The sequence below is a fragment of the Streptomyces alboflavus genome, assembly GCF_000716675.1.
Classification (GTDB): domain Bacteria; phylum Actinomycetota; class Actinomycetes; order Streptomycetales; family Streptomycetaceae; genus Streptomyces; species Streptomyces alboflavus.
The window spans coordinates 271,791-290,825 of the sequence record NZ_JNXT01000003.1; the positions used below are offsets into that span (position 1 = coordinate 271,791).

The window sequence follows — 19,035 nt, forward strand, 5'->3', positions numbered from 1 at the left end:
ACGGAGGCACCAGGCGGCACGGGGGGCACCGGCGGCGCCGGCGGCTCACGGGAACGTGAGCGTCCCGTCGACCGGGATCACCAGGTACCAGCGCAGCGACGTGTCGTCGTACGGGCCGCAGGAGAGGACCCGGACGTCCACGGGGTCCGGCGCGAGCAGCGGGAAGTACATCGGACGGACGTCGTCGGACGGGTCCGGCTCCGGCGGGGCGGGCGCCGGGGTGTCCCAGAACGCGGCGACACCCGGCTCGGCGCGGACCGTGTCGACGACCTCGCCGAGGCGGGCGTTGTCCGGCCAGCGCTGCCAGGCCAGGCGCAGCCGGGTCAGGAGAGGCACGGCCCAGCGGCTCTCCCAGTCGCGCAGCTGATAGCGGGCCTCGTGCGAGAACGCCCAGGTCATGACGTTCGCGCCGGGGCGCACCAGCCAGGGGCAGTGGCGGGCGGCGACGGTGCCCGCGTCGACCACGTCCCAGGCCTGGTCGCAGAGGAAGCTGATGTGGCGCTGCTCCCGCATGAGCCGGCCGAGCGCGGGGTCGACGCCGACACCGTCGCCGCCCGTTCCCGGCCGCGCCGGGGGCTCGTGGCCGGTGCCCCGGTGCAGCGCGGCCGTCTGGCGCGGGGACAGGTCCAGGATCCGGGCGATCCCGGCGATCATCTCGCGGCCGTACCGCCGGTCCTCGCCCTTCTCCAGGGCCCGGTACCAGCGCTCGGAGACGCCGAGCAGCAGCGCCACGTCGAGCTGCGTCAGGTAGCTGCGATGGCCGCGCGTGGGGGCGATGCCGGGCACCTGCGCGGGGTCGCGGGCCATCCGCCAGGTGCGGAGCATGCGGCCGAGGTCCTCGCGTCGCGCGTTCGTCACGGGTAAAGACCTCGCAAAGATGACTGGGCTGATCAGGGGTTTCTCGGCGCCGATGGTGGATTCGCGGCCTTTCGGCGCAGGTGGCAGGATCGCATGCCGGACGCCCGCACCGGAACTTCCGGGTTCCGGAACGCCGGGGTTCCGATCTTGGGCGCGGTACGGCGTCCAGGGTGGGCCCGGTCGGCACGGCCGGCGGCGCCAACGACGCTCCGCCCCCGACCCCGCGCCCTGACCTACGGAGAGACCACGCGATGACCTACTTCCTGCCGGAGAACGACCCCGTCCTGACCGCCGCCCGCGGTCTCGCCCTCGTCCACCCCGACAAGGTCGAGGTCAACGCCGCTCCGCTGTTCCTGCGGGCGCGCGCCCCGCACCCTGACCGGCGGGTGGCGCTGGTGTCGGGCGGCGGCTCCGGGCACGAGCCGCTGCACACCGGTCTTCTCGGGCGCGGTGGCCTGGACGCGGTGTGCCCCGGCGAGGTGTTCGCATCGCCGCACAACCGGCAGATCTACGAGGCAGGCGTCGCCGCCGCGAAGAGCGAGGGCGTGCTCCTGGTCGTCAAGAACTACACGGGCGACGTGATCAACTTCCAGATCGCGGCCGAGCGGCTGCGGCACGACGGCATTCCGGTCGCGACCGTCCTCGTCGACGACGACCTGGCCACCGACGCCGCCGACAGCGCCACCGGCCGCCGCGGCACCGCCGCCACGGTCGTCGTGGAGAAGCTGCTCGGCGCCGCCGCCGACCGGGGCGCCTCCCTGGCGGAACTCCAGGAGCTCGGCACCCGCGTCGTGGCCCGGTCCCGCAGCATCGCCGTGGCGGCCCGCGCCCAGACCTCGCCCACGACGTCGGCCCCCGCCTTCACCCTGGACGCCGGGGTCCTGGACTACGGCGTCGGCATCCACGGCGAGCGCGGCACCCGCACCATCGCCAGGCCCCCGGTCGACGACCTCGTCCGGCGGATGACCGACGACCTCCTCGACGCGCTGCCGCCGGGCCCCGACGAGGTGCTCGCCCTCGTCAACGGTCTCGGCGCCACCACCGACCTCGAACTGCACGCCATCGGCGTCCTGCTGACCGAGCGGCTCGCCGAGCGCGGCCTGCGCCCCGCGGTGACCGTCGCCGGGACATACACCTCCGCCCTGGACATGTCCGGGTTCTCGCTCACCCTGACCCGCCTCGACGAGGGCTGGGTCGACCTGTGGCAGGCGCCCGCGGAGACGCCGCTCGTCCTGCCCCGGCCGATGAGCGCCGACAGCGCCGCCACGGCGGGAGACAGTGCGCCCGAGCGGCCCGCGACCGCCGCATCGGCCGCCGCGCCCGCCCTCGCCACCGGCAGCCGCGTGGTGCTCGACCGCTACGCGGACATCGTGGCGCAGGTCCGTGACAACCTCACCAAGCTCGACCAGCTCGTCGGCGACGGCGACTTCGGCGACAACCTCTCCGGCGGCGTCCGGCGCGCCGTGAAGCTCGCCGACGAGTCGGGCGCCGACGGCGTGGCCGCGCTCGCCGAGGCGTTCCTCAACGACGTCGGCGGCACCAGCGGCCCGCTGTTCGGCCTGCTCTTCAAGGACCTGGCGGCCGCCGGGACCGGCACGGAGCAGGCGCCGTCGATCGCGGCCCTCGCCGAGGCCACGGCCGGAGCGCAGGCCGCCATCCACCGCGTGGGCGGTGCGCGGGTCGGCGACTGCACGATCGTCGACGCGCTGGCACCCGCCGCCGAGTCGCTGGCCGCGGCGGCCGGGGCCGAGCCCGGTTCCGAGAGCGCGGAGGCCCCCCTCACCACCGCCGCGCAGGCCGCGATCCGGGGCGCCCTCTCGACCGCGTCCCTGCGCCCCCGGCGCGGCCGCGCGAGCTACGTCGGCGACCACGCGCTCGGCGTGCCGGACCCGGGCGCGCTCGCCGTCGCCCTGCTCTTCGTGGCCCTCGCCGACATCCACGAGCCGACGATGGCCACCCGCCTCCCGGCCCCGGGGTACGTGACCGTGCTCTGACCCGGCCCAGGCGGATACCGCACTGCCCAGGTGAGCCGTGTCTCACCTGGGCAGTGCCACTTGTCTATGCAACGAGTTGCATAGAAGGATTCGGGCATGGCGCTCGAGCACGCGATCCTCGTCTCCCTCCTCGAGAAGCCGGGCTCCGGCTATGAGCTGGCCCGGCGTTTCGACCGGTCGATCGGCTACTTCTGGGCCGCGACCCACCAGCAGATCTACCGCGTCCTCAAGCGCATGGAGGGCGACGGCTTGATCGACGTCCGCGAGGTCGCGCAGCCGGACCGGCCGGACAAGAAGGAGTACTCCGTCGCCGCGCCGGGCCGGACGGCGCTCTCGCGGTGGCTGCACGAGCCGATCGAGCCGGAGAGCGTCCGGCACGAGCTGGCCGTGAAGATCCGCGGCGCCGCCTTCGACGACCCCGTCGCCCTGATCGACGAGGTGGAGCGGCACCGCCGGGCGCACGCCGACCGGCTCGCGCACTATCTCGCGGGGGAGCGGCGCGACTTCACCGGACCCGAGGCCCCCGGGACGCCCGACGCCGGTCAGGAGCTCCAGCACGTCGTGCTGCGTGGCGGCATCGCGTACGAACGCATGACGCTCGCCTGGCTCGACGACGTGATCGCCACCCTCCAAAGGCTCGGCCCCGAGCGCTGAACCGGGCCCAGAGCCCTCCCTTGCCCGAAGCCCTCTCTCCCTCAACTCCCGAGCCGGAAAGGCGAATTGCCATGGCGGACCCGCTGCTGTTCAATCCGCGCACGTACGACCCGACCCACTTCGACGCTGAGACGCGCAGGCTCCTGCGCGCGACCGTCGACTGGTTCGAGGCGCGCGGCAAGCGCAAGCTGATCGAGGACTACCGCTCGCGCGCCTGGCTTGCGGACTTCCTCGCGTTCTCCGCGAAGGAGGGTCTCTTCGCGACCTTCCTCACCCCGGCGGCGGACGCCCAGGAGGGCCACGGCGACAAGCGCTGGGACACCGCCCGGATCGCCGCCCTCAACGAGATCTTCGGCTTCTACGGCCTCGACTACTGGTACGCCTGGCAGGTCACCATCCTCGGCCTCGGCCCGGTCTGGCAGAGCGACAACGCCGCCGCCCGCGCCCGCGCCGCCGAACTCCTCACCCAGGGCGAGGTGTTCGCGTTCGGCCTGTCCGAGAAGGCCCACGGCGCCGACATCTACTCGACCGACATGCTCCTGGAGCCGGACGGCGACGGCGGCTTTTGGGCCAGCGGCTCCAAGTACTACATCGGCAACGGCAACGCCGCCGGGCTCGTCTCCGTCTTCGGCCGCCGCACCGACGTCGAGGGTCCCGACGGCTACGTCTTCTTCGCCGCCGACAGCCGCCACGAGGCGTACCACCTGGTCAAGAACGTCGTCGACTCCTCGAAGTACGTCAGCGAGTTCCGCCTGGAGAACTACCCGGTCCGCGCCGAGGACGTGCTGCACACCGGCCGCGCCGCCTTCGACGCCGCCCTGAACACCGTCAACGTCGGCAAGTTCAACCTCTGCACCGGCGCGATCGGCATCTGCGAGCACGCGATGTACGAGGCCGTCACGCACGCCACGGGCCGCATCCTCTACGGCCGCCCCGTCACCGCGTTCCCGCACGTGCGCCGGGAGCTGACCGACGCCTACGTCCGTCTCGTCGGCATGAAGCTGTTCAGCGACCGTGCCGTGGACTACTTCCGCTCCGCCGGTCCCGACGACCGCCGCTACCTCCTCTTCAACCCCATGACGAAGATGAAGGTGACCACGGAGGGCGAGAAGGTCATCGACCTGATGTGGGACGTCATCGCCGCCAAGGGCTTCGAGAAGGACACCTACTTCGCCCAGGCCGCCACCGAGATCCGCGGCCTGCCGAAGCTGGAGGGCACGGTCCACGTCAACCTCGCCCTGATCCTGAAGTTCATGGGCAACCACCTCCTGAACCCGGCCGAGTACGCGCCCGTGCCCACCCGTCTGGACGCGACCGACGACGACTTCCTCTTCCGGCAGGGCCCCGCCCGCGGCCTCGGCGCCATCCGCTTCCACGACTGGCGCACCGCCTACGACGCGTACGCCGAGGTGCCGAACGTCGCCTGCTTCCGCGAACAGGCCGACGCGCTCTGCGAGTTCGTCACCACCGCGGCCCCCGACGAGAAGCAGAGCCGCGACCTCGACCTGCTGCTCGCCATCGGCCAGCTGTTCGCGCTCGTCGTGCACGGCCAGCTGATCCTGGAGCAGGCCCGCCTGACCGGTCTGGAGCAGGACGTCCTCGACGAACTGTTCGCCGTGCTCGTACGGGACTTCTCCGCGTACGCCGTCGAGCTGCACGGCAAGGACTCCGCCACCGAGGCGCAGCAGGCCTGGGCCCTCGGCGCGGTCCGCCGTCCGGTCGTCGACGAGGCCCGCTCGGCGCGGGTCTGGGAGCGCGTGGAGGCGCTTGCCGGGGCGTACGAGATGGCGCCGTAGCCGTCCTTCGGGCCGACGGCGAGGTGCCTGACCGTGCGTGCGCGCGGTCAGGCACCGTGGCGCTGTGCCGGTGCGGGGAGCTATGAGCCTTTGTGCCGACGGGAGTTGACTACCGCGCGTCGACCAGGGTGCGGCCGTCGGTCGGGACGCGCGATGCGGCGCCGTTGCGGTAGGCGGCCTCGACGCGGGCCTGCTCGGCCGCGTCGGGCACCGCGTTCTTGCAGCTCGTGCCGGCGCTTGAGCCCGACATCAGCTGGGAGCACGGGCCGGGCTTGGTGTCCGGCAGGCCCAGGTTGTGGCCGATCTCGTGGGCGGCGATGCGGGTCTTGTCATGGCCCTGCGTGACCGCCTGCTGGCCGAGCTGGACCTGGGCCCTGCCGCCGGGCCGTACCGGGCCGAGGGTGGCCTGCGGCCAGCCGCTGGTGGCCACGATCTGGATCTCCGCCCGGGTGCCGGGCGCGGCCTCGACGAGCTTGACGTTGTCGACGTTGGAGTTCCACGTGGCGACTCCGGCCGCGATGGCCGACTCCCAGCCGGCGGCGCGGCTGTCGTCGTAGCGGAGCGTCACGACGGCCGACGCTTGCTTCGCCGCGTCCTGTTCGGGCGCGGACAAGGCGTTCGCGGCGGGCGCCAGGGTCAGGGCGACCGCTGCGGCGGTGCCGGCTATTCCTAGCCGTATGTAGTGCACCATTGCTGTCCCTTCACTTGTGGGGGGCCTCGGTCCCGTGCGGGGCCGAGAGTGTGGGGAGAGGGTGCGGCGGCGGGTCTCAGGGCTTGCGCGCCACCGCCCCGTACATGGCGATGTCCCGGTCGCGGACGTCCCGTTGCCCGCTGCCCGGCCGCCACTTGTGGACTTGCGTCACGCCGGGCTCGACCAGGTCGAGCCCGGCGAAGAACGAGGTGGTGGTCGGCAGGTCGCGGAGCACCATGGGCATGTTCTGCCGGGCGTACTCCTCGGCGACCCGCCCGACCTCCTCGGGCGCGAAGTCGGCGGTGCCGATGGTCATCGCCAGGTAGCTGCCGGAGGGGAGCGGGTCGAGGAGGCGCCGCACCAACTGTCCGTCGGCGGGCGGCAGGATGAAGTGCAGCATGCCGATGACCATCAGGCCGACCGGCTGGTCCAGGTCGATGAGCGCGCGCATCTCCGGGCTGTCGAGGATGGCGTCGGGGTCGTGCATGTCGGCGTCTACGTACGCGGTCGCGCCCTCGGGGGAGCTCTGCAGCAGGGCGCGGGCGTGGGCGAGGACGATGGGGTCGTTGTCCACGTAGACCACGTGCGACTCCGGGGCCACTTCCTGCACCACCTCGTGCAGGTTCGGGGCGGTGGGCAGCCCGGTGCCGACGTCCAGGAACTGCCGGATGCCCTTCTCCCGCGCCAGGAAGCGCCCGGCGCGGTGCATGAACAGGCGGTTTTCCCGCATGTGCACCGGCAGGGACGGCCAGTGCCTGCACATGGCGTCGCCCGCCTCGATGTCCACGAGGTAGTGGTCCTTGCCGCCGAGGATGTAGTCGTACACCCGAGCGGAGTGCGCGGTAGAGGTGTCGACTCGATCCAGGGGGCTGGACATGCGGGGCTCCGTTCCTTGCTGCTGTGGGTCGTGCCAGACGGTACAGCGCTGAACCTCTGCGCGAACAGCGGCCCCACGGCCAACAAAGGCTCGGCTCCCGGAAGTTGTACGGAATGCGGGGTCGAGGACGCGCTCGGGTGCCGCCGGGGGATGCCGTCGGAGTCCTTGTCCCGCGTGTCCGGTTCGCGCGCTTGTCGATAAGTCGCCCTCTCGCCACGCTGGCCGTTTCCGCCAGGCAAGGGGGCATGTGACGATCTTCGACAAGCGGCCCGACATGACCGAACACCTCAACCGGATCGGCGTCGACCTCGCCGAGCTGCGGCAACGGGTCGACGACCAGCGCCACGCCGTCGACCAGGCACGCCAGGACGCCAACGCCGCCATCACCACCGGTCTCGCCGAGATCCGGGCCGTCGTCCGCGACGGCCTCAACCGCGGCCACGACCAGCTCCACGACCCGCTCGCGACCCTCGGCACGGAACTGGTCGCCATCCGCGCCGCGCTCAACGACATCGGCCGCGGGCGGCCGGGAGCCGCAGGGTCACCACCCGCCCACGAGGAACCGCCGTCCGTGGCCGAGGGGTCCGGGCGCAAGGAGGGAGAGCGCGTGCGTCACGACGAACCCGACCACGACCACCTCGACCTGCTCCGCAAGGCCGCCGGAATCTCCACCGCCCGGCTCACGGTGCACCGCGACACCTGGGCCTTCCTCGTCGAACACGCGGGGCAGGACCGGCACTTCCACATTCCCGGCGCCGTCACGGAGGACCAGGGCACCGTCGCGGTCGACGTCTCCGGCCTCAGCCTGGTCGCCGCCCTCACCAGCCTGCGCGGTGTCGAGCGCGCCCCAGGCGTCGACCCCGGCACTGCGGCCATCGCCCGCCACCTGTACGAGCGCGTCGCCGACACCGTGCGCTCCCTGACCGCTTCACCGCACCCCGGCGCCGAACCGGTCCACATCGTCATCGACGACCGCGCCGCACCCCCCACCGACGAGGACCGGCCACCGGAGGCGCCGCAGATCTGAAGGGGCCGCGGCCGTGATGCCCCCCCGCGGCCGTGACGCCCTGCGCGGCCGGGGCGCCGCCGCTCAGCCGCCGGAGCTGTTCGGCGTGTTGAGCCACGCGCCGATCGTGGGCAGGGCATCGGGTCCGCTGTCCTGCTCCACGGTGCCGACGAGGTCGGCGATGGAGACGCCCCGCAGGGACGCCTGCCAGGCCGCCTCGGCGGCAGCCATGGTGCGGGCGACGGGGCACGCCTTGGTGCAGTCCTGGGGCGGGGTCCCGAAGGGGCCCCGCTGACGGATCTCGGTGCACACGAACGCGGGGCCCGCCCCGTCGACCGCCTGCACCACGTCCAGGACCGTGATCTCGGCGGCGGGCCTGGTCAGTACGTATCCACCGGTCTTGCCCTGGACGGACTTGACGAGTCCCGCGCGGGACAGGGCCTGCATCTGCTTGGCCAGGTAGCTGGGCGAGACGTCGTGCAGCTGCGCGAGGCGCGCGGCCGGGACCGGTTCGCTCGCGGCGGTCAGCACCACGCAGCAGTGCACCGCCCACTCCACGCCGCCCGACATCTTCATGTGCTCTCCCCGTGTGACGCGCTCGCCCCGCTTGACTCGGACACAGGATATCCGAGTATTATCTCGGACATCAGATATCCGAGTTAGCTGCGTCGTGTGACAGGGGTGTGGCGCTCGGTTCACGGAAGGGCAGGATCATGAAGATCACCGTCATCGGCGGCACCGGCCTCATCGGTTCCCAGCTGGTCGCGAGGCTCCGCGAGGCCGGGCACGAGGTGGTCGCCTCGTCCCTGTCGACCGGGCTCGACCTGCTCACCGGCGCGAGTCTCGACGAGGCGCTCGACGGCGCGGACACGGTCGTCAACGTGTCGAACTCGCCCACGTTCGACGAGGCGTCCCCGGCGTTCTTCCGCACCACCATGGAGAACCTGCTGGCCGCGGGGGAGCGCGCGGGCGTCACCCACCAGGTCATCCTGTCCATCGTGGGCGTCGACCAGGTGCCGCAGCTGGACTACTACCGCGCGAAGGCGCTCCAGGAGGAGCTGCTGCGCGGCGGGCCCACGCCGTACTCGATCGTGCGCGCCACCCAGTTCTACGAGTTCATGGACGCGGTCATGTCCTGGACCTCCGACGGCGAGACCGTCCGCCTCCCCGCCACCCCCGTCCAGCCCATCGCCTCGGCCGACGTGGTCGCCGCCCTCGCCGACGTCGCCACCGCCCCGCCCCTGAACGGCACGCTGGACGTCGCGGGCCCGGACACCTTCTCGCTGGACGACCTCGGCCGCCTCACGCTGGAGCGCCAGAAGGACCCGCGCACCGTCGTCACCGACGACAAGGCGGGCATGTTCGCCGCCGTCGAGGGCGACGTCCTGGTCCCGCGCCCCGGCGCGCGCCTGGCCGCCACGCGCTACGAGGACTGGCTGAGCGCTTCTCGGTAGTCGGCGCCGCCCTGTGGTCGTGCCCGAGGCGGCGGACGACGTCGTCAGCCCTCGGCCTTGGACGGTTCGGCGTCGGCCTGGCGGATCTCGTCAAGGGAGTCCTGGAGCAGCGCTTTGGCGCGGGTGAACCAGTCGGCGAGTACGGCGATCTCGTCCGGGCCGTAGTCGGCGAACAGCAGGCCCAGGCGCTCGTAGAAGGGGCCGTAGACCTCCAGGACGCGGCTCTGCGCGGCCTCCTCCATGGTCACGTGGACGCGCCGGCGGTCCTTCGGGTCGGCCTCGCGCCGTACGTAGCCCGCCTTCTCCAGGCGGTTGAGGACACCGGTCACCGCCCCGGTGGTCAACCGTGCCCGCCCGGCGAGGTCGCCCGCCACCAGGGACTCGCCGGCGTTGGCCGCCTCGATGAGGAAGCCGAGACAGGTGAGGTCCGTGACGTTGAGGCCCATGCGCCGGGCGATGTCCTGCTGCCCGAACTGGGCCGTGGCGATCATCCGGTCCATCGCGTACAGCGCCTGGTCGGCCGTCGCCGCCGGACGCGTCTTGCCCTGCACCACAGATCCCCTTAGCATCTAAGTAAATTATCTCGCGAGATAAGAGATATTCGCGCGGGTGAGTCCCGATCACCCGTCACAGCATCCCATTTCCCTAGGAGACGGCCATGAGCATGCACGGAGACCACGACATGGGTCACACGGTCGCGGGCTGGACGGGCACCTGCGCGGCCGTGCTCGGCAGCGCGGTGACGGGGGTGGGGCTCGCCGCCGACTCGACCGGGGGACTGGTGGCGGGCGGTGCCGTCGTCGTGCTCGCCGCACTCGCCACCTGGGTCCTCCATCTCGCCGGGTGGGGCAAGCCCTCGGGGACGCGGCCGGTCGCGGAGCGGCCCTGGCGGGTCCGTGACACGGCGGCGCGCGGCGGCCACCCCGACTGCCTGGGCTGCCGCCTGGCGGGACGCGGGGGTGCCGCGGCGCCGGTCGTCGTCCCCGCCCTCGTGCCCGCTGCCGCTGCCGCGCCCGAACGCGCACCGGCGCCGCAGCGCTCGTGACCGCGGGAGCCGGGACGGACACCCCTGAGACCCAGTTGTTGCCGCCGGGACCCACTTGTGGCAACGGGCACTCAGCCGTAGCCGCCAGAGCCTGGGCGGGCGCGGCCCGACCGCGGGAAAATTCTCCGGTGTCCATCATCACCTGCGTGAACTGCGGCGAGCTCCTGACCGACATACTCAGCCAAGTCCCCTTCCCGCCCACCCCGGAGAAGTTCACGGGGGAGCGCCTGGGCCTGCCCCTGTTGCCGCAGGGGACCTACGCGATCAACCCTGAGACGGGGGCGATCACCCTGCACCCCGACGGTGCCCCGGGTACGCGCCAGCACCGCGGTCCCGGGCGGCAGAACGGCTGCTGCGAACCCGACGGCCTCGACGGCCCCAACCTGGTGTGCGCCGGCTGTGGCGCCGAGGTCGCGACGCGGCAGACGGACTGCTGGCAGGAACACCTCGTCGCCGTCATCCCGGAAGCCGTGGAGTTCTATCCGAAGAGCCCCTGAGTCCTCCCGGACCTTTCTGCCGCCGACCGGTCACACTTCCCCCAAGCCGGTGCCCGGCCGGGCGTTCACCGACCCCTGGAAGTAGGACGTCACCGGCCACAGCACCCGGGAGCGCGTGCTGTGGCCGGGACGAGGAGTCAGTGCCGGGACGAGGACCCGCTGCCGGGATCTAGGGACGCGCCCGGCACAGCTCCTCGTCCACGAGGGCGCGCATGGCCTTCTGGGTGTCCTTGCCGCCGTCACTGTTGACGTACACCACGGCGGTCCGTGAGCCGTCCCGGGAGACACCGCTCCATGAGTGATAGCCGAGCAGTTCGCCCGGGTGCCCGAAGTAGCTGCCGCCGCAGGGCAACGGCAGCTCGCCGAGCCCAAGTCCGTATCTCACACCCAGCTCGGGCGCGGGCACGGTGGCCGTCATCTGGTCCAACTGCGCCGGATCAAGGAGCCGGCCCCGGAGCAGGGCGCTGTAGAACCGCGTCAGGTCGCGCGCGGTGCTGATGATCGACCCGGAGCCGACGGCCATGCTCGGATTGAGCGTGGTGACGTCCATGCCGGTGCCGGTGCCGGTGCCGGTGCCGGTGCCGGTGCCGGTGCCGAACGAGGCGTAGGCCCGGGCGTGCGGGCCCAGGACGAAGGGGAAGACGCCGGGCGTACTGGTGTCCTTCAGGCCCAGCGGGCGGATGATCCGGGCGTTGACCTCCCGTGCCCAACTCCGGCCCGTGACCTTGTGAATGATCATCGCGGCGAGCACGTAGTTGGTGTTGGAGTACGACCAGCCCTTGCCCGGCCGGAACGCGGGCGACGTCCGCATCGCGAGCCCCACCAACTCCTTTGGGCTGTACGTGCGGAACCGCTCGGCCCGATACCCCTGCGCGCTGTTCAGCGCGGGAATCTCCGGCTGGGTGTCCCGGATGCCGCTGGTGTGCCGCAACAACTGCCGTACGGTGATGGCGTCGCCGTCGTACCCGTTGCCCTGGACCAGTCCCGGCAGCCAGTCCTCGACGGTGTCGTCCAGGGACAGGCGCCCCTCGCCGACGAGTTGCAGCACGACCGTGGCGGTGAACGTCTTGGCGGCGCTGCCGATCCGGAACCTGCCGTTCTGGGGCATCGGCTTCGTGGTGCCCCTCTCGGCGGTCCCGGCGCGCGCCTTGTCGCGCGTGCCCGATGCCGCCGTCTCGGCGAACACACCGACGGCCCCGCTGTCACGGATCGCGTTCACCCGCTCCTGCAGCGGATCGGTCCGCTGCGGCTTCGCCACCGCCGTCGGCCCGGTCGACGCGGCGACGAGGAGGGCGATCGAGCCGGTCAGTACGAGCAGGCCGCGCCGACGCCTTTGTAACCCATGCATGGTGATCCCCATCTCTGTTTCGCCCCCCGAGCCGGTGGTCGGCGACCATCCCACCAGCGGGGCGGGGAGCGGCCCATCCGGCTTTCCCCCGGACGCGTAGACCCGCTGTCCTCAGGGTGGTGGCGGGGGACAGCCCCCGTAGCTGCGCGCGGTGGTGAGCGACCGGCAGCGTCTGCACGCGACCGGCGCGGAACAACGAACCCGTCCTCACACGTGCACCGCGCCCCTAGGGCTTCCCGATGGACAGCCGGAGGAACCCGACGTCGCCGAGCGGCCCCGAGTACGCGACCGCACCACCCGTCCCGACCAACGTGACAGGCCTGAACGGGGAGTTCACCGACCCCCTCTGGCGCGCCCCCGTCCGCCTGAACCCCGTGGAAGCGGACCTGCTGCGCACGCGACCGCTCCGCCGCCTGCACTTCGTCACGCACGGCGGGAGCTCCACTCTCAGCACCCTTCAGACATACTCCCGGCTCGAACACAGCCTCGGCGTACTCTCGTTGGCCGCGCACTTCGCCCCCGACGACGCGGACCTCAGAGTCGCGGCGCTGCTGCACGACATCGGCCATCTGCCTTTGAGCCACACCTTCGAGGGCCTCGCCGGTCTCGATCACCACGAGATCGGGCTGAGGTTGGTGCGCTCCGACCCGATCAGGTCGGTGCTGCGCGACCACGGGATCGAAGCCGGGACCATCGTCGATCGACTCCGCGGCCGCCACCCCTCACCCCTCACCGGCCACCCCGGCCTCCTGAACCTCGACCACCTCGACTCCTACGTGCGCAGCGGGCGCTCCGCGGGCCGCCTCGACACCGATCCGGCCGTACTCCTGAGCCGCCTCGACCTCCACGACCACACGGTGTCCACGGACGCAGGGACGGCCGCAGCACTGGTCGCCCTGATCCGCGCGGAAGTCCGCCTGCACACCTCCTGGGACAACGTCGGCCCCGAGGGCGAGCCAGGCGATCACCTCGGGTGGCGGTTCTCCCTGCGCAAGATCTACAGCTCGGCGCCGCTGGTGGACGGCGAGAAGCTCGAACGCGCGGCGCCGGAGCTGGCCGCCGAGCTGAGCGCGCTGCACGCACTGCCCCTGGACTTCCGCGTCAGCTGGGATTGATTCCGCGTCAGCTGGGACTGATTCCGCGTCGACGGGGACGGAAGCCCGCGCGCCGGGGTCAGTCGGTCGCGTCGACCAGGTCGGCGACGAACTTGCGCAGGGTGCCGGAGCGGACGGGCGTGACACCGTGCAGGATCTGGGCGCCGTAGGCGAGGAAGACCCCGGGGGCGGCGTCGGTGGTCCAGCGGGTGCGCGGGGTGCGCGCGAGCCAGCTCGCCTCGTGGTTGTGCTCGTGCGTGTGGGGCAGCGCGTGGGTGAGCGGGGTGCCGGGGGCGAAGCCCTCGCGTTCCCCCGCCACGGCCCCGGTCCACAGGCGGGGGCTGCTGGTGGTCTCGACGTAGAAGTCGCCGCCCGCGTCCGCCTGTTCCAGCGTGACGGCGATCCTGGCCAGGCGTCGCAGCGGGGCGGCGGGGTCGGGTATGCCGTCGACGTGCGTGGCCACGTGCAGGCCGGCGCGCAGCTCCACGTACATCCAGGAGGCGGCCCGCCGGACGGAGGGCATGTGGCGCTGGATCGAGGGCAGGGCGCGCTCGAGGGCCGCGTCGAGGATGTCGCGGGCCAGAGCGGGGGCCGGGGTGACGGAGGAGTCGGGCCGCGGTTCGTTGTCGGCGATCTTGCGGAGCTGTCGCAGCTCCTCGGGGCTGAGGGCCTCCTCGACGGAGTGCAGGGCCAGGGTCTCGGACAGCTGGATCATGTGGTCTTCCTTCGGGACAGGGCGAGGCGCGCCAGTGCGACGGTCTCGGTCGGTGGAGGGGCGGTGTGCGGGGAGGATCCTCGAAGCCGTCCGTGAGAGTCGGCTCCGCGCGGCGGGGCGCTCCTGGCTGTCGGCGCGAGGCGCCGTGTCCGGGCCCCACACGGCCCGGTTGCCGACGCTAGGGCGGCCTGGGCCGAGGTGCGCGCGGGCGTCGGCTCTTCGGGTGACGCGGGCTGAATCCGCCGTGCACCGGGCTCCGCGGGCGGCGCTCCCTGCACGCGTACGCGGAACGCGGGCTCGGCACGCTTGCCCGGAATGCCGCACTCCGGGCGGTGTGCTTGCCTGGGCGAAGGCACGGCAAGCAGTCGGCGACACCCCCGGTGAGCGCCGCGACGGCGGAGGTTGGAAGTGCGGCTGCACGGCATCGACGGCCTCACCGCGGTGGTGACCGGCGCGGCCGGAGGCATCGGTTCAGCGATCGTGCTCGCGTTGGCGCGGGCGGGGGCCCAGGTGGTCGCCGTCGACCGTGCCGCCCCCGGCCGTCTGCGCGAGCGCGTCCCGGCGGAACTGCGCCCCCTGGTCCGCGAAAGGACGGCGGACGTCGCGGACCGGCACGCCGCCAGTGAACTCCTCGACGAGACCGAGCGCTCCCTCGGACCCGTCGGGCTGCTCGTGAGCGCGGCGGGCGTCCTGCGCCACGGACCCGCGGCCGACTGCACGGACCAGGACTGGCACGCGCTGCTCCACGCCAACGCGACGGGCGTCTTCGTCTGGGCGGGTGCCGCCGCCGAGCGCATGACGCGCCGCGGCCGCGGCTCCATCGTGACCGTCGCCTCGAACGCTGTCGGGGTGCCCCGGGCGGGCCTTGCCGCCTACGCCGCGTCCAAGGCCGCCGCCCACGCCTTCACCCTCGGCCTCGGTGTGGAGGTCGCCCCGCGCGGCGTGCGCTGCAACGTGGTGTGCCCCGGCTCGACGGACACCGCGATGCTCCGCGAGCTCACCGAAGGCCCCGACTTCCGCGCGGTCGTCGACGGGGACCCGGCAGCCTTCCGCACCGGCATCCCGCTGGGACGCGTCGCCGCCCCCGCCGACGTGGCCGACGCCGTGCTGTTCCTCGCCTCCGACCAGGCCCGCCACATCACACTCCACAGCCTGTACGTCGACGGCGGCGCCGCCCTGCGCGCCTGACCGCCCAGCCAGGAGCCGCCGTGTCCGACCACTCCACCTGGCCCCCCACCACCCCCGGGCGGGCCACCACCCGCTGGCTCCTGTCGACCCCGGGGCGCACACTCACCGCACACGACGGCACGCCGCTGCCCACCACGCCGGGCCCCGGCCAGTTCACCCGCCTCGCCCGCACCGCGGCGCGGCACCTGGCCGGCCACCCCGACGGGACGATCGTCGCCGGACTCGTCCCCTTCGACGAGGACACCCCCGCCCACCTCTGCCTCGCCCGGCCCGAGCGGTGGCCCCGCCACAGCGGCCACCCCACGGACAGCGGGAACGAGCCGCGCCACGGCAGCCCGACGCGCCCCGGGCTCCCGCACCTCCCGGACGCGGGGCCCGGCGTCCCCGAACCGCCGCCGGACGTCTACGCCGCGCTCGTCGAGGCCGCCCGCAGGGCAACGGCCGACGGGCCGTTGGCCAAGGTGGTCCTCGCCCGCACGCTGCGCATCCCCGTCGGCGCACCGCCCCTCGACGCCGCGCCCGCCCTCCTGTTCCGCCTCGCCGCACAGGACCGCCGGGCCCATCTCTTCGCGGCGACCCTGCCCGGCCACCCGGGCGGCGCGGGTCCCGACGTGCTCATCGGCGCCACACCGGAGACGCTGCTCACGCGCCGGGGTGACACCGTGGTCCTGCACCCCCTCGCCGGCACCGCCGCACGTCATCGCGACCCCGGGCGCGACCGGGCAGCCGCCCGCTCCCTGCTCGGCTCGGCCAAGGACCGCCACGAGCACCGGCTCGTCGTCGACGCGCTGCGCGCCCGCCTCGCCCCGCTCTGCAGCCGCCTGGAGGTTCCGCCGACGCCGACCCTCCACGCCACCACCCGCCTGTGGCACCTCGGTACCGTCATCCGGGCCCGCCTGCACCATCCGCCCCCCGACGCCCTGACCCTGGCGGCGCTGCTCCACCCGACCCCGGCCGTCTGCGGCACCCCCACGACGTACGCCCGTAGCCTGATCCGCCGTCTCGAGCCCGTGCCGCGCGACTACTACACCGGGCTCGTCGGGTGGATGGACCGAGCGGGCGACGGCCACTGGGTGATCGCTCTGCGCTGCGGCCGCCTCGATGCCACCCATCTGCGGCTCTACGCGGGCGCCGGGATCGTCGCGCAGTCCGACCCGGCTTCCGAACTCGCCGAGACCCAGGCCAAGTTCACCACCATGCTCGACGCCCTCACCGCCACGCACGACACCGCGCGGCTCTCGGCCGAGTCGCTTCGATGAGCCGGACGAGGTCCCGCCCTCAGGCCACGCCGGGCGAGGGGGCGCGGAGGCGCACAGTGAGGCCGCGGGCGGCCCCGATCCGAACGGGTTGCCTTCCTCGCGCCCTGCCCCGGAGCCAACCGTTTCCCAGGAAGCACGGGTCCCTGCCGATGAGAGGGAGGTTCGCATGACGCTGCGTACGGTACGGACCACATTGACCACCCTGGTCGCGGCGGCCGCGATGGTCGCCGCGGCCGGGCTGAGCGCCCCGTCCGCGGCGGCCGAGGCGGAGCACCCGTCGGCCCGGGGGCATGAGGCGACCCGGGCCGCGATGGACGCCGCGGTGAAGGCGGGAGTGCCCGGCGTCCTGGTGCGGGCGCACGATGCCCGGGGCGCGTGGCACGGGGGCGCGGGCGTCGCCGACCTGCGCACGGGGCGTCCACCGCTGTCGGCCGACCGGTTCCGGGCGGGCAGCATCTCCAAGGTGTTCATCGCCACGGTCCTGCTCCAACTGGAGGCCGAGGGCAGGCTGAGCATGTCGGACACCGTGGAGGACTGGCTGCCGGGCCTGGTCCGCGGCCACGGCCACGACGGCCGCAAGGTCAGCCTCCGCCAGCTCCTCAACCACACCAGCGGCATCTACGACTACACCGAGGACCCCGACCTGCACCTCGGAGGCAAGGTCTTCCTGGCCCACCGCTACGACACCTGGCAGCCCGAACAGCTCGTGGCACTCGCCATGCGCCACAAGCCCACGTTCGCGCCCGGGTCCGGCTGGAACTACACCACCACCGAGTACGTCCTCGCCGCGATGGTCGTCGAACGGGCCACGGGCCGCAGCTACGCCGCCGAGGCCGAGCGGCGGATCTTCGAGCCGCTTGGGCTGCACGCCACCAGCCTGCCCGGCACCGGCGTCCGGATTCCCGCGCCGAGCGGGCGGATGTACACCACGTTCCCCGACGACCCGCAGCACACCGTCCACGACATCACCGAGTTCAACCCTTCCTGGGGCTGGGCCGCCGGAGAGATCATCTCCAGCACAGGCGACCTCGACCGCTTCCTCACCGCCCTGATGCGCGGAGAACTGCTCCCCGAGGCCCAGCTCCAGAAGATGACGACCACCGTCCCCTCACCCGACTTCGGCGACGGCCAGGACGACGGCCTCGGAATCTTCCGCGCCAAGCTGCCCTGCGGAAAGGTGGTCTGGGGGCACACCGGCTTCCTGCCCGGTGCGCAGTCCATGGCGTACACCACCCGCGACGGACGCCACCGCCTGGTGGTCAACTTCAACACCGACCGGGCGGGCGACAGCGACGCGGCCGCGTACGTACTCCTCGCGGAATTCTGCGGGACGACCCCGCCCGCCACCCTCACCCGCTGAGCGCCGTCCGCCCCCCGCCCGGCCGCCCGGCGCCGGTCTGACACGATGACGCGATGGAACATGTGCGCCGGATCGTCAGCTCAGGTTCGCCGTTGGAGCCGCAGATCGGCTTCTCCCGCGCGGTGCGCTCGGGACCGTACGTCGTCGTCGCGGGAACGGCCCCGATCGGGGACGACGGCTCCACCGTCGGACCCGGTGACGTCTACGCCCAGACTGTGCGGTGCCTGGACATCGCCGAGCGGGCGCTGCGCGAAGCGGGGGCGTCGCTCGACGACGTGGTGCGCACGCGCCTCTTGCTGACGGACGTGACGCAGTGGAAGGAGGCCGCTCGCGCGCACGGCGAGCGGTTCGCCGCGATCCGTCCCGCCTGCACGGTCGTCGAGGTCTCCCGCTTCATCGACCCCGCTTGGCTCGTCGAGGTGGAGATCGACGCGGTACTCGGCCAGGAGACGGGCTGAGCGGCGGGGCAGTCGGCCTCTGGACGGGTATGCGGAGGAGAGGCGCCCGTCGCGCGTTCCGGTCCGCGGCAGCCGAAGGGGGAGACGTGATGAGTGGTGCGGCTTGGTTCGCCGTCGCCTTCCCCTCGGTCCTCGCCGCGGGAGCCGCCATCGGCGTCGCGTGGGTGGGCAAGGCCGCCCATCAGAACGGAGTTGAAGCCGCGGCCAGGGAAGCGGTCGAGATGCGCAGGTGGGAGGAGACGAACAGGAGGATCGAGGAACGGAACCGAATCGTGGGGAAGATCCGAACCGACAGCGGCAACTTGCTCCTCACCGTCGCACGGGCGCGCAACGATCTCGCGAAGGGGGCGGAGATCGACCTGGAGCACTTCATCGCCGCCACCGAGGGCTATCGGAGCGGCCTGTACGAAGCGATCGCCGAGGCCATCACCACACACGCGCTGATTCCCTCCGGGGCAGGCATGGCCGCACGAGATGACGCGGAGCTCGACGACCTTCCGACCTATGCCGCGCTCACCAAGGCCACGTACCAAGTGATCGATGTGGCACGACATCCGGAGACTCCAGATTCCGATCCACGACTCGTCGAGATCGCTGAGCTGCTCGCCGTGGCGGAGGAGACCCGGAAGCGCATCCTGGACGTCACCTTCGTGGAACTCACCCGCCCCGCATATCCTTCGCGTCCCGACAACACGTCCTCCTTCAACGGGCCCGGGTATCCCGGAAGTCAGTAGCTCCACG

At 72.7% G+C, this 19,035-nt stretch carries 20 protein-coding genes; 13 read left to right on the forward strand and 7 right to left on the reverse strand.

The annotated features are described in order from the left end of the window. Positions 1-45: 45 nt before the first annotated feature. Complete coding sequence (locus tag OO63_RS04050; RefSeq protein ID WP_030356515.1) at positions 46-858, reverse strand: helix-turn-helix domain-containing protein; 813 nt, start codon at positions 856-858, stop codon at positions 46-48. 251 nt (positions 859-1,109) lie between these two features. Between OO63_RS04050 and OO63_RS04055 the strand changes: the two genes are divergently transcribed. The 3 genes from OO63_RS04055 to OO63_RS04065 all read left to right on the forward strand — a co-directional run bounded on the left by OO63_RS04055 (position 1,110) and on the right by OO63_RS04065 (position 5,302). Beyond that, entirely contained in the window at positions 1,110-2,852 is a 1,743-nt protein-coding gene (locus tag OO63_RS04055) for a dihydroxyacetone kinase family protein (protein ID WP_030356516.1), read from the forward strand. Positions 2,853-2,948: 96 nt separating this feature from the next. Next, positions 2,949-3,506, forward strand: a complete 558-nt coding sequence (locus OO63_RS04060) for a PadR family transcriptional regulator (RefSeq protein WP_030356517.1) — start codon at positions 2,949-2,951, stop codon at positions 3,504-3,506. Positions 3,507-3,577: 71 nt separating this feature from the next. Continuing rightward, positions 3,578-5,302 (forward strand): acyl-CoA dehydrogenase family protein, encoded by a 1,725-nt coding sequence (locus tag OO63_RS04065; protein WP_030356518.1) that lies wholly within the window; start codon positions 3,578-3,580, stop codon positions 5,300-5,302. 109 nt (positions 5,303-5,411) lie between these two features. Here OO63_RS04065 and OO63_RS04070 read toward each other — a convergent pair whose 3' ends face one another. Both OO63_RS04070 and OO63_RS04075 read right to left on the reverse strand, forming a co-directional pair. Continuing rightward, positions 5,412-5,993 (reverse strand): snapalysin family zinc-dependent metalloprotease, encoded by a 582-nt coding sequence (locus OO63_RS04070; RefSeq protein ID WP_030356519.1) that lies wholly within the window; start codon positions 5,991-5,993, stop codon positions 5,412-5,414. Positions 5,994-6,069: 76 nt separating this feature from the next. Then, positions 6,070-6,870: an SAM-dependent methyltransferase gene (locus OO63_RS04075; RefSeq protein WP_030356520.1), complete on the reverse strand. Its 801-nt coding sequence runs from the start codon at positions 6,868-6,870 to the stop codon at positions 6,070-6,072. Between the two features lie 247 nt (positions 6,871-7,117). On the opposite strand from OO63_RS04075, the gene OO63_RS04080 reads away from it, so the two are divergent. Further along, positions 7,118-7,897 carry a hypothetical protein gene (locus OO63_RS04080; RefSeq protein ID WP_030356521.1) on the forward strand — a complete coding sequence of 260 codons (780 nt, stop codon included), beginning with the start codon at positions 7,118-7,120 and terminating at the stop codon, positions 7,895-7,897. Positions 7,898-7,960: 63 nt separating this feature from the next. Here the strand turns inward: OO63_RS04080 and OO63_RS04085 are convergent, their stop codons facing one another. Further along, a complete protein-coding gene (locus OO63_RS04085; protein ID WP_030356522.1) occupies positions 7,961-8,452 on the reverse strand; it encodes an RrF2 family transcriptional regulator in 492 nt (163 codons plus the stop codon). Between the two features lie 137 nt (positions 8,453-8,589). Here OO63_RS04085 and OO63_RS04090 point away from each other — a divergent pair, with 137 nt between their 5' ends. Continuing rightward, entirely contained in the window at positions 8,590-9,330 is a 741-nt protein-coding gene (locus OO63_RS04090; protein ID WP_030356523.1) for an SDR family oxidoreductase, read from the forward strand. Positions 9,331-9,374: 44 nt separating this feature from the next. Here OO63_RS04090 and OO63_RS04095 read toward each other — a convergent pair whose 3' ends face one another. Next, positions 9,375-9,881: a MarR family winged helix-turn-helix transcriptional regulator gene (locus tag OO63_RS04095; RefSeq protein ID WP_031192472.1), complete on the reverse strand. Its 507-nt coding sequence runs from the start codon at positions 9,879-9,881 to the stop codon at positions 9,375-9,377. 107 nt (positions 9,882-9,988) lie between these two features. On the opposite strand from OO63_RS04095, the gene OO63_RS04100 reads away from it, so the two are divergent. Next, positions 9,989-10,375 carry an HGxxPAAW family protein gene (locus tag OO63_RS04100; RefSeq protein WP_030356525.1) on the forward strand — a complete coding sequence of 129 codons (387 nt, stop codon included), beginning with the start codon at positions 9,989-9,991 and terminating at the stop codon, positions 10,373-10,375. 128 nt (positions 10,376-10,503) lie between these two features. Continuing rightward, on the forward strand, positions 10,504-10,872 hold the full coding sequence (locus tag OO63_RS04105) for a hypothetical protein (RefSeq protein ID WP_033263771.1): 369 nt from the start codon (positions 10,504-10,506) through the stop codon (positions 10,870-10,872). Positions 10,873-11,041: 169 nt separating this feature from the next. Here OO63_RS04105 and OO63_RS04110 read toward each other — a convergent pair whose 3' ends face one another. Beyond that, entirely contained in the window at positions 11,042-12,220 is a 1,179-nt protein-coding gene (locus OO63_RS04110; RefSeq protein ID WP_078618935.1) for a serine hydrolase domain-containing protein, read from the reverse strand. Between the two features lie 239 nt (positions 12,221-12,459). Between OO63_RS04110 and OO63_RS04115 the strand changes: the two genes are divergently transcribed. Next, positions 12,460-13,335 (forward strand): HD domain-containing protein, encoded by an 876-nt coding sequence (locus OO63_RS04115; RefSeq protein ID WP_234310993.1) that lies wholly within the window; start codon positions 12,460-12,462, stop codon positions 13,333-13,335. A gap of 58 nt (positions 13,336-13,393) precedes the next feature. On the opposite strand, the gene OO63_RS04120 is transcribed toward OO63_RS04115, so the two are convergent. Further along, entirely contained in the window at positions 13,394-14,029 is a 636-nt protein-coding gene (locus tag OO63_RS04120) for a hypothetical protein (RefSeq protein ID WP_030356528.1), read from the reverse strand. A gap of 408 nt (positions 14,030-14,437) precedes the next feature. Here OO63_RS04120 and OO63_RS04125 point away from each other — a divergent pair, with 408 nt between their 5' ends. The 5 genes from OO63_RS04125 to OO63_RS04145 all read left to right on the forward strand — a co-directional run bounded on the left by OO63_RS04125 (position 14,438) and on the right by OO63_RS04145 (position 19,028). Next, entirely contained in the window at positions 14,438-15,217 is a 780-nt protein-coding gene (locus OO63_RS04125) for an SDR family oxidoreductase (RefSeq protein ID WP_199819434.1), read from the forward strand. 20 nt (positions 15,218-15,237) lie between these two features. Beyond that, the gene (locus OO63_RS04130) at positions 15,238-16,476 is read left to right on the forward strand and encodes an isochorismate synthase (RefSeq protein WP_051810517.1); all 1,239 of its coding nucleotides are present in this window, start codon (positions 15,238-15,240) and stop codon (positions 16,474-16,476) included. A gap of 166 nt (positions 16,477-16,642) precedes the next feature. Further along, positions 16,643-17,836 carry a serine hydrolase domain-containing protein gene (locus OO63_RS04135; protein ID WP_030356531.1) on the forward strand — a complete coding sequence of 398 codons (1,194 nt, stop codon included), beginning with the start codon at positions 16,643-16,645 and terminating at the stop codon, positions 17,834-17,836. Positions 17,837-17,889: 53 nt separating this feature from the next. After that, positions 17,890-18,294, forward strand: coding sequence for a RidA family protein (locus tag OO63_RS04140; protein WP_030356532.1), 405 nt, complete (start codon positions 17,890-17,892; stop codon positions 18,292-18,294). A gap of 89 nt (positions 18,295-18,383) precedes the next feature. After that, complete coding sequence (locus OO63_RS04145; RefSeq protein ID WP_030356533.1) at positions 18,384-19,028, forward strand: hypothetical protein; 645 nt, start codon at positions 18,384-18,386, stop codon at positions 19,026-19,028. Positions 19,029-19,035: the final 7 nt, after the last annotated feature.